Below are 10,675 nucleotides of genomic sequence, written 5' to 3' on the forward strand. Positions count from 1 at the left end.
ATTCGTGTGTTCCGTGTGCTCCGTGTTTTAGATCTTATAGGGAGAATAGCAATACCCGGTTATCCGGATTTGTCCATTCATGGATCAAGCTACGCACGTCGCTATATTCGGCGGGAGTGAACTGTTGCTTGTCCAACTCGATCGTACGTACTACCTCGATCGTATTTCCTCTTGGTGTGATCGTGCGGGTTACTTTACCAAAAGGCTTGCTTATCACTTGCTCTTTTGTGGAGGTCTGCAACTTCATGCCCTCGGCGGGAGTAACCGTGTAGGTTACCTCTTCCTTGATCAGGGAGGGGAGTTCGAATAAGTTGGAACGCTTGCTGTTCAAAGCGCTCATGCCCCAGCTATCGATACCGCCTGTTATAGCCGGAAGGGTACAGATGGCGAATCCGTTTTGTGCTTCGTTCTTGGAGACGCTGACGGCTTTATTCTCCTTGATGATCGTAGGCTCTGCCTGTAGGGCGATCGACGTGCCGTTCAACGTGAGTACCTGATCTAACTCACCCCGGGCTGTTAATGCGGAAGGGGCAAGGCTGACCGCCGAAAGGTATTTGTCTTTCCCTGCGACAGTCGCTTTTACGGCAAGATTCTTGATCGTGCTTAATCCACAAGCGTCTATATCCAGATTCCCTGGATATACGGCGACTACTTCCGATTGAATGCCGGCGGCGTTCAATAAGACGTTCAGAAGCTGGGTCTTCTCGGCTAATGTACCGTAAGCACTGCGAAGGGCCGTATCGACATCGCGGATGGAATAACCCGTACAAGCGAGGGGGATGGCGCAATATCCCATGTTGTTGACTACATGGTTCCGGATGGCGTTCACCTTCTCTTCGTCGCTAGTAGCCTTTTCCGTGATATAAGAGCCGAACGTTTTGCTCTCGTAGTTTCCGGAAGTGTTAAAACGCTTATTTAGCGTAGATAATGCCTCCTTGTTGGAACTATAGCTTGAAGCGATTAGGCGGGGAATCCCGTCTTGGTTTTGAGGAAGGAAAGCTTCCCGGGAAGAGGCCGGCAGGTTACGTAAAGTCCAGCTTACCTCTTTAGCGCCGTTTCGGGTGGCTTGGGATGCTTTCGCGTCGCTACCCAATAATTGCCAAGCGAGCGGACTGTTTTCCGGTACGGAGATAGAGACCTTGCATTCCTTCACGGGAGAAGTCTCTTGTAGTCGCTCGTTGATATCCATAGCCGGATAGTAGCCCGGTTTTGTGATAATAGAGTAATCCAAGTAAATCGTGGCCCCAAGTTCTAGGCCAGTGTGTACCACGACCATTTCCTTGAGTTGGTTATAGGCCGGAGCGTCGGCGGCGAAACGGGGTAGGACCTCTACAAAGGCGTTATCGGGTGTCTTTACGATCGTACCGTCTTTCTGCCTTGTATAGGATGAGTGGATCTTCAGTGTTTGGAAATCGGGATTGTAGACGATAAAACTCTCGCCATACGTGCTATTCATCGCAGTGTGCGTGAAGAGCGTCAATTCCATGGAGGATCGGTATTCTTGGCTACCGTCGGCATGCAAGGTCCAAGCTTTCGATACCTTCCCGTACTCAGCCTCCGATGCGGCGAATGAAGTAACCGTCATCGCTAACAAGCCTAGGAGAAGAATCAGTTTATAGGTTATCTTAATCATTGTCTTTCTGTTTTTATTTCTTGATAATCAAATAGTCACCATAACTCTTATAAGCGTTCACGGCGGAACGGAAACCTTTCCAGTCGGCTGCGTCGTAGACACGCTTCTTCAACGCTAGCTTCTGGCGCAAGACGATGTTCTGATTGCCTTCCTGCGAAAGGGAACCTTCGAAATCGGCCGCATTGCTTTGCAGGACGTCATTCTTCGGGGCGTTCAAGAGGGTATAGCCCTTGGGGAGGCGGATGGTCTCATCTTGTTCTACCAAACGGGAGCAAGCATCCTTGAATCCATACGCACGGTTTTCCGGTTTCGTATCGATACGCAAGAAACTCTTCACTTGATTGTAGAGGTTATTCATGACTAGCGGCTTGATAAGCATCTGGTCTCCGGCGATGATCGCGTAATCGGGGATCTCATAAGAGAACGTGATCTTGATAGGGGCCGCTTGATAGTTCTTCGGGTCCTTACCGTAATCTACACGAAGCAGTTTGGCGTTGGGGGATACGGCCAGCAATTGCTTCTCCATCGTGTTCTGCCAGTCGGATTGCCATCCGGTGGTGAAGATGCGGCGGATATTGCTGTCGGATTGTCCCTCGGCGGTGATCGTGAATTGTCCGCGGAGCGTGCCTTTCTCGTCTAGGCGGTTGTCGGCGTGGATGCGGACGTAGTGGTTCTCCGGGGCGGAGACAGGGGTTAAGCGGAGGTCGGAGCCTTCGGGCACACCCGGGAGGTAGTTCTGCTGTTGCTCGGCGCTACTCCATAATTCCCGGCAGAAAGGAACCCAAGTCGGGTCGAGAGGCATATACGTGCCGCTAGCCAGTTTTACCACCGCCACGCAATGGTTGAAATGGTCGGCGGGGATGCTTTCTACACGGCTTCCCGCCATGGTCATCGCCGGGTAAGCCTCGAAGCCGGCCATGCGGAGGAAGGCGATCAACGTACCGGCGATATCCTTGCAGACACCGCAACGATCGGTATAATTCATTTTCAGGTTGTGAAGCGTGAAACCCTCGCCTTTACCCATCGAGATTCCGGAGTAACGGATGTTATCGGCCACCCAGTGGGTCAGCACGGCTATCTTCTCCATTTCCGTTTTCTTGCCTTTGATCAGCTCGTCTACCTTTTTCTGGGCTTCCGGGATCGCAGTAAAGCTTCCGTAATCCTCGTTAACCTTATTGAACCAAAGGGATTTATCCTCCCAGCGGGGAGTACTGGACATCATGAGCTTCGGGGCAGCGTCGAATAGGTCTACCATGTTCGGTTCCTTGGCGAAAGGAAGGATATCGTCGGAGGCGAAGGTATATACTTTCCGTCTGTCCTCGTATCGCATCGAAGAGGTACATTCGCCTTGGTAGAACTGGAATTGCAACTCTTTCTCCATCGGCATGGATACCCGGTACACCTTGCGCACGGTAGGCTCGGTAGCCCAGAAGGGGACGATATCGTAAAACTGTCCTCGCATAGGAGGGATGAAACGCTCGTCGTCGTCACCCGCCGTCAGCAAGGCGTAGGTGAAACCTTTCTTGGCGATCTCGTACTCCACGATATCTCCCGGTTGCAAGCGGCCCACTTCCAGCATGATCTGCCGGGCGCCCCAGTAGATGGCACGTGCGGGGGCGGCGTAGTCGCAAGCTTGGGTTACGTCGAGATTGATCACGTCGCCGTTCGCACGGTAGATCGTGGCGTAACGAAACTCGGCGTGCGCCGTCAGCGGGTCGTAATCGTATTTGATGATACGGTTGGCGACGGCTCCTTTGGAAGTCTGTACCTTAAAAGCCTTGCATACGGCGAAAGCCCCCGAGCCGGTAGGTTGTACCGTAACGGCGGTGCTATCCAGCAAGGTGACGCAGTCGTATCCTGCATAGGCTTGCGATTTCTCCAAGGTAGGATCTTGCGGGTATCGGCAAGAATCCTGCCCGTACATAGGCGATAAGGCCAATAGGGAGACCGCAGTGATTGTTAGAATTCTTTTCATGTTTATAGTGTTTTTGTAATGATATTTCTCGCTAGCTCCCGGCAGGCGGCACGGTCGATCTTGCCGCTTCCGGTTTGGGGGATCTCGCTTACCTTTATGATGTGCCTCGGACGGAGGTACTTGGGCAGGTTGGCGAGAACCTCTGTTAGCATCTCACCTCGTAGGTTTGAGGCAAGCAGTAGCACGACCGCCTCTCCCAACCGAGGGTCGGGGGTGGCGGTGATGGCATAGGGGCGGTCGAGGTAGGGCCGTAGCCGCTCTTCCACCTCCTCGATCTGGATCTTGATACCTCCGCTATTGATGATATTATCTTTCCTTCCGATAATGGCGAAACTCCCGTCCGGCAGCAGGCGGGCGACATCGTTCGTCACCAGCCGCTCGTCGCAAACCAATGGGGCGTCTATTACCAAGGTATTGTCCGGTGACAAGGATAACGTCACCGAGGGGAAGGGATGGTAATAGGGCGAGGCTTCCGGCCCGTTCAACCGGCGCAGGGCGACGTGAGACAGCGTCTCCGTCATTCCGTAGGTGGAATAAACCGTGTTTGGCATCTGCCGTATCTCCTGTTCCAAGGCCGCGTCGATCGCCCCGCCGCCGATGATCAAGATATCCGTTTGCTCCAGCCGTTTACGTTCCTCGGGTACTCGCAACGTATTGTAAACCTGCAAAGGAATCATGGCGGCAAAGCGCAGGGGCGTATCCCCCCAATCCGCCAACGGGTGTCCGGAGGGTTCGCACACCTCCAGATCCAGTCCGGCGTATAGGGAGCGGACCACCATCATCTTTCCGGCTATATAGCGTAGGGGCATACATAACAAGGCCTTGTCGCCCTTCTTAAGCCCCAGATAATCGCAGGTAAGCCGGGCGCTGTTCAGCATCCGGTCCTTGCGTACTCGCATCCGCTTGGGCGTACCGGTGGAGCCAGAGGTCTGGACTTCCAGAAAAGGGGAGGGATCGTGCCATTCAGCTAAGAATGCCTGTAAATCTTCTTGTATCGGCATAGGTCAAAGGTCGTTGGTGAACCAGATGGTGTCTCCTTTTCGTTGGATCAACTTATGTTTATCGTCCTTGAAAATCTCGCCGGTTCCCAGACCTTGCGGTAGCGGGTTACCTAGCGTGGCGCACCATTGGGCGATAGCGTTCAGTCCGATTTGCGATTCCAGAGCGGAGGTGACCCACCATTTAGGTTGTTCAGGGGTACTCCCTAAGATAGTTTCCGCTAAGTGAACCCATTCCGTGCATCCGGCGATACCTCCGTGGAGGGAAGGCTTTAATATAATGTATTGGGGATGGATCGTTTCCAACAACCGCCGTTTCTCGTCCGGGGCGTTACAGCCGATCAGTTCCTCGTCGAGAGCGATGGGAAGGGGTGACTCTGCCGCAAGGCGTGCCATCTCTTCCAACTGCCCGGCACGGATAGGCTGCTCGATGGAATGCAAGTCCATCTCGGCGAGCCGCTTCAGTTTGTCCATCGCCTCCGAGGGTGTGAAAGCGCCGTTGGCATCTACCCGAAGCTCTATTTCCTTGGCAGAGAAATGCGCACGGATGTGTTTCAATAAAGAGAGTTCCCGGTCGAAATCGATAGCGCCGATCTTCAGCTTGACGCAGCGGAAGCCCTCCTTCATCTTTTCCTCTACCTGTTCCAGCATGTACTTATAATCGCCCATCCAGATCAGTCCGTTGATGGGGATGCCCGCCTGCCCCTGCGAGAAGGGCGTGTCGTAATGCCGCCAACCGCCCTGTTCATAATGGCGCATGGCCGTCTCCAGCCCGAAAAGGATGGATGGGTAATGGCGCAAAGATTCGGTGTCAACATATCCCTTCTGTTCCAGATCGAGGCAAGCCTTGGATAACGTGATCTCGTAATCCACTCCATAATCGCAACTGAGATCCGGCAGGGGGGCACATTCTCCGATACCAATAACCGAGGGTTCGTCTTCCTTACGGATTCGGACCTCCCACAATTTCCGGGTCGTGTAAACACCCCGTGAGGTTCCTGCCGGTCGCTTGAAAGTCAAGCACCGGGGAACCACCTCAATCCTATATAACCTCTCCTTTACCATTCATTCTTAATTATTCATTATTCATTCTCAATCCCCCTACGGGAATTTCGGGTAATCCTCGAAGCGGGGACGGCGTTTCTCCAAGAATGCCTTACCGCCTTCCTGCGCCTCGTCCGTCATATAGTAAAGCATGGTAGCGTCTCCGGCCAACTCCTGTATACCGGCCTGTCCGTCCAACTCGGCGTTTAAGCCCGCCTTGATCATGCGCAAAGCCAACGGGCTAAGCAACATCATCTCCTCGGCCCATTGAACGTACTCGTCCTCTAATTTATCCAAGGGGACTACCTTATTTACCAGACCCATATCCAAAGCCTCCTGCGCATTGTACTTGCGGCATAGGAACCAGATCTCACGGGCCTTTTTCTGTCCGACCACACGGGCGAGGTAAGAAGAGCCGAACCCGGCGTCGAAGCTACCCACACGAGGACCAGTCTGTCCGAAGATAGCGTTCTCGGAAGCGATCGTAAGGTCGCAAACCACGTGCAATACGTGTCCGCCGCCGATAGCGAAACCATTCACGGCCGCGATGACGGGTTTCGGGAGAGAGCGGATCTGCTTTTGTACGTCCAATACGTTCAAGCGAGGTACGCCGTCTTTACCCACGTAGCCGCCACGTCCTTTCACGTTCATATCGCCTCCCGCGCAAAAGGCCGTATCTCCGGCTCCTGTCAGAACGACTACGTTAATGTCCGGGCGTTCCCGGCAGATGTAAAAGGCGTCGCTCATCTCCGTGGTCGTAGTCGGGGTAAAAGCGTTGCGATACCGTTCCCGGTTGATCGTAATGCGGGCGATGCCGTTGTAGAAATCAAATAAGATCTCCTCATATTCCTTGATGGTTGTCCATTCTCTTTTCGTTTCCATATATTATATGTTTTGTGCTTGGGATGAATTTTTTAGTTGATGATAATATTCCTTGAGCAATCGTACGTCTTCCGCTTTGTCCGTGAAAACCTCCATGAATAGGGGATGTTCGCTCGGTTGCTCCGTTTGGGTAAAGGCGCTCATCGCCGCTGCCAACTCCTCGGCATTATGGACAGCGGAGTAGGAGAATCCCCTTTCCGTGGCCCATCCCTCCGCTGAGGTCTGGTGGGAGGCGGTAACGTAACGGTGCGTACGCTCGTTCATCTTGAATCCCGGCAAGGCTTGGAAGATCTCGCCACCTCCGTTGTTCAAGAGCAGGATGCGAAGGTTATTGTGCAAGTTACCGTTCCACAACGCATTCATATCATAGAAGAAACTAAGATCGCCTATAACGATAAAGTTTAGTTTTTGCGAGGCCGAGGCGTATCCGATGGCCGTAGACAAGGAGCCTTCGATCCCGCTCGTACCTCGGTTACAACAAACCTCAACCGTCTCGGGTACGGTGTACAATTGCGCGTAACGTACGGTGGAGCTATTCCCCAGATGCAAGGCCGATTCAGCCGGAAGCGAGCGTATCAAACCACCGATCGCCGCCATTTCGGAGTAAGCGAACTCCGGCTCCGGCAGGTTCCGGGATTTGTATTCCCAAGCCTTCGGATATTCAATCTGCCTATTCTCCAGCATATAAGCGATTTTCTCCAGAAACTCGAAAGGGTCCATCTCGATCACCGTGGTCAGGCTACCGAATAAATCCGCTACCTCTCCATCCAATGAGACATGCCAATGCTCCTTAGGCGGGTGTTTCCGCAAAAACTCTTTCAGCCGCTTGGAGACAATATGGCCGCCGTAGGTGATTACGAGCTCGGGAACTAGCTTCTCTTTTTCCTCCTCCGGGGTAGCGTACAGGATAGCGTCGAAATTCTTGATCGGTAATCCCGGTACGATACGGTTGCCGATGTGCTCGGAGAGCCAAGTGAAATGCTTGTATAGTAACTTGCATATTTTCTTCTCGAAGAGATAGATCAAGCTCATTTGTCCCGCTATCATCATCCGCTTGCTATATTTGTTCAAGCGCTCGATCAGGTCATCATATTTCCGGTCGTACACGTTCAAGCCTTGATAACGGGTGATTACCCGTACCTTCGGCAATTCGGGTGTCGTGAACTGAAATAAAGGCTCGGAGATCGGAACGTTGATATGCACCGGTCCTTTGCCGTGATGGTTCAGTTCCAACAACGCCTCGTTGATCAATCGATTGCAATACCATTCATCTTGATCCGTATGTATTTCCGGTAGCTGCACCGACTTCTTTACCAGCGAGCCGAACACCCCGGGTTGCGGCAAGGTCTGTCCGTCCATTTGCCCGATCCATGCGGCGGGGCGGTCGGCGGATATCACGACAAGCGGAACTTTCTGATAGAAAGCCTCCGCTACCGCCGGATGTATATTCAGCAAGGCCGTGCCCGAGGTACAGCAAACAGCCGCCGGCTTACCTCCGTGCAACGCTAGCCCTACGGCAAAGAATCCCGCGCTTCGTTCATCCGTCACGGAATGGCAATTGAAGAACGAATGGTTTGCCAATGTGTGCACAATCGGAGAGTTCCGGCTTCCCGGACATAGCACGATATTACTTACGCCGTGCTCTATCAGCAAGGCTACCAATTGAAGGATGTTCTTTTTATCGCTATACATTATATGATATAAAATTATAAATTACCCACTATTCTCCGCATTGTATCTAATTTATCCTCTGTCTCCTGCCACTCATCCTCTAGCTGCGAGGCCGCCAACAGACCGCCTCCGGCATACAGCGTAAAGGTTTGGGGGAGGATATTCATGCAACGGAGGTTTACGTACAGATCTGTTTTGCCTTTGGGATCCAGCCAACCGATGAAACCGGAGTAATAGCTACGATCGTACCCCTCATTTTCGATGATGAAATGATAAGCCTCCTCCTTGGGAAGACCGCAGACGGCTGGAGTAGGGTGTAATAGTTGAAGGACATCACCCAGCTTCTCGGGATTCGGCAAGGAGAAGAAGAAATCACTTTTCAAATGAGAAACCTCTCCGGCCCGGGCTGAATAAGGCCCCTTCTCCTCGGGAGTAATACCCAAGGTGGACAGCTGGCGGCGTATATAGGAGGCGACTAATTGCTGTTCTCTCCAATTCTTATGGTCCCAGCTTTTCGGTAATTTCCCGTCTCGTAAGGATTGGGTTCCGGCCAAAGCTACCGTTTGCCAGTCACCTTTCTCGCCGGATAACAAGATTTCCGGTGTCCCACCCATCCAAGTTCCGGTTTCCGGGGTATGGCAAAGGTAGACATAGGAGCGGATATATCGTTCTTCCGCGGCGAAGAATGCCTTGCCGGGTGAGAAAGAGGGATCTTTCCAGATCGTTTTGCTACGGGATAGGACTAGTTTATCTTGGCTTCCTTTTAGCAAAGGGTTGGTAAACAGGGAGAAATGGTAAGCGTATCGTTCCTTCTCCTCGGATTCGGACGGGATTTCGATTTCATTCGAAGGGAATTCGTTTTTCTCTCGAGAGAAATCCCAATCGGATTCGGAGGGGATTTCAAAGCAATCCGGTTGGATTAAAACGATAGGTCGTTCCGCTGTCACCTGAAACGGAGCGATTACAAAACCGCTCCGTTCATTTAAGTCTTTTATGTCGTATAATAGGCAAGGAGAGCCGGCGCTTTGCATCCTGAAATGGAGCCTATCCTCACCGGGAATACGCCAAATAGCGAAACTCCGGCCTTGCTTGATCAACGTGTCTATTATTTCGTAAGAATCTCTTGGAATCATTTCTTCTTTAGTATACTATTGATTACCCGTACAGAGGAAACCAGTTTGTCGGTAGAGGTGAATATGTCTACGTTCCACACATGGGATGAACGGCCTTTGTGGATAATCGTCCCGACGGCACGTACCGTGTCTCCCTCGTGGGCGGACGACATATGGCTGCCGCTAACTTGCATGCCGACTACCATCTCGTCCGGTTTCGCCAGAATCATGGAACCTAGTCCGGCCACGGTCTCCGCCAAAGCCAGCGTAGCGCCTCCGTGCAAGATACCGAAAGGCTGGCGGGTCCGTTCGTCTACAGGCATGGTCGCTTCCACACGATCCTCTGACGCATAGGTATATTGAATGCCTAGATTACCCATTAAAGCATGTTTGGCCCGTGCGTTTAGTTGATCTAACGGAACCTCTGTGGGTTTGATCGTGGCAAGGATCGCTTTCTCGATCGCTACCGCCACACCTTCCATATTATTGGGTAAGGTCGTGAAATCGGCACAAGCCTTTACGGAATCGCGTGCGTTACCCATCGCCACGCCGGTACCGGCTAATTGAAGCATGGATACGTCGGCCACGCCATCACCGATAGCGACAACCTCTTCGGTCGTGATATTCAGCATCTCCATCAATACCGCCAACGTATTTCCCTTATTGATGAAATGAGGAGCTACCTCCAAGAAATAGTCCTCGGAGCGGAAAGCTTCCAATACCCCGTCCAAACGTTTCTTCCAATGATTTTCGAGACCCACTAGATTGTTCTCGTCATCGCTGGTAAGAATACACTTACAGGGTGCGAAATCCACCGCTTCCGGGAAATTCTCCACACCGATGATGCGCATCTTATTGAGTTCGGCCTCCTCTTGGACATGCTTGTTTTCCGGGCTATCGGTCAGGATATAGTCCTTGTGATACGTGAAGATAGCAAAACCATTTTCCTTCGCCTTCCGGTTTAAATAAGGAATCATGGCCGGATCGATTCGTTTCTCGAACATCAATTCTCCGGTCTGGGCATTGATGATCTGACCTCCGTTATAAGATAATATGAAACCACCGTAATGATTCAATTCAAGAGCCTCCGCCAAGGGTTGAACCCCGTTGGTGGGTCGGCCGGATGCCAATACAACATGAACTCCCATCTGCTGAGCCTTTAACAAGGCGGCATGGGTCCGGGGAGTTATCTCTTTCTTGTCGTTAAGCAACGTCCCATCTACGTCTAAGACTAATAATTTGTACTTCATGGCGTCTTATTTTTATGGTTTAGAATACAAATATACTATAAATCTCTGGAATAACCTCGAAAAACGGGAGAAATGACGCTAAACGACTTAATATCAAAGTCGTTACGGTG

8 protein-coding genes are annotated in these 10,675 nt (G+C 51.9%); all 8 read right to left on the reverse strand.

What is annotated here, in order from left to right; translation table 11 throughout:
* Window positions 1-34: 34 nt before the first annotated feature.
* From D7V92_RS11725 to D7V92_RS11760, 8 genes are read right to left on the reverse strand one after another with little or no spacing between them, the layout of a single operon-like run.
* On the reverse strand, window positions 35-1,633 hold the full coding sequence (locus tag D7V92_RS11725; RefSeq protein WP_121772934.1) for a DUF3857 domain-containing protein: 1,599 nt from the start codon (window positions 1,631-1,633) through the stop codon (window positions 35-37).
* 13 nt (window positions 1,634-1,646) lie between these two features.
* On the reverse strand, window positions 1,647-3,608 hold the full coding sequence (locus tag D7V92_RS11730) for a DUF3857 domain-containing protein (protein WP_087342733.1): 1,962 nt from the start codon (window positions 3,606-3,608) through the stop codon (window positions 1,647-1,649).
* A 2-nt stretch (window positions 3,609-3,610) separates the two neighbouring features.
* Window positions 3,611-4,609, reverse strand: a complete 999-nt coding sequence (locus D7V92_RS11735; protein ID WP_036611120.1) for an AMP-binding protein — start codon at window positions 4,607-4,609, stop codon at window positions 3,611-3,613.
* A gap of 3 nt (window positions 4,610-4,612) precedes the next feature.
* Complete coding sequence (locus D7V92_RS11740) at window positions 4,613-5,671, reverse strand: o-succinylbenzoate synthase (protein WP_005862239.1); 1,059 nt, start codon at window positions 5,669-5,671, stop codon at window positions 4,613-4,615.
* A gap of 36 nt (window positions 5,672-5,707) precedes the next feature.
* Window positions 5,708-6,532 carry a 1,4-dihydroxy-2-naphthoyl-CoA synthase gene (menB, locus tag D7V92_RS11745; RefSeq protein ID WP_005856861.1) on the reverse strand — a complete coding sequence of 275 codons (825 nt, stop codon included), beginning with the start codon at window positions 6,530-6,532 and terminating at the stop codon, window positions 5,708-5,710.
* A gap of 3 nt (window positions 6,533-6,535) precedes the next feature.
* Window positions 6,536-8,224 (reverse strand): 2-succinyl-5-enolpyruvyl-6-hydroxy-3-cyclohexene-1-carboxylic-acid synthase, encoded by a 1,689-nt coding sequence (gene menD / locus D7V92_RS11750; protein WP_022192642.1) that lies wholly within the window; start codon window positions 8,222-8,224, stop codon window positions 6,536-6,538.
* 14 nt (window positions 8,225-8,238) lie between these two features.
* Window positions 8,239-9,336, reverse strand: a complete 1,098-nt coding sequence (locus D7V92_RS11755) for an isochorismate synthase (RefSeq protein ID WP_048927312.1) — start codon at window positions 9,334-9,336, stop codon at window positions 8,239-8,241.
* A complete protein-coding gene (locus D7V92_RS11760) occupies window positions 9,333-10,565 on the reverse strand; it encodes a Cof-type HAD-IIB family hydrolase (RefSeq protein WP_005862246.1) in 1,233 nt (410 codons plus the stop codon). The genes D7V92_RS11755 and D7V92_RS11760 overlap by 4 nt, the downstream gene beginning before the upstream one ends.
* Between the last annotated feature and the right edge of the window lie 110 nt (window positions 10,566-10,675).

Origin of the sequence: Parabacteroides sp. CH2-D42-20, assembly GCF_003670185.1 — a bacterium.
Taxonomy (GTDB): Bacteria; Bacteroidota; Bacteroidia; order Bacteroidales; family Tannerellaceae; genus Parabacteroides; species Parabacteroides distasonis.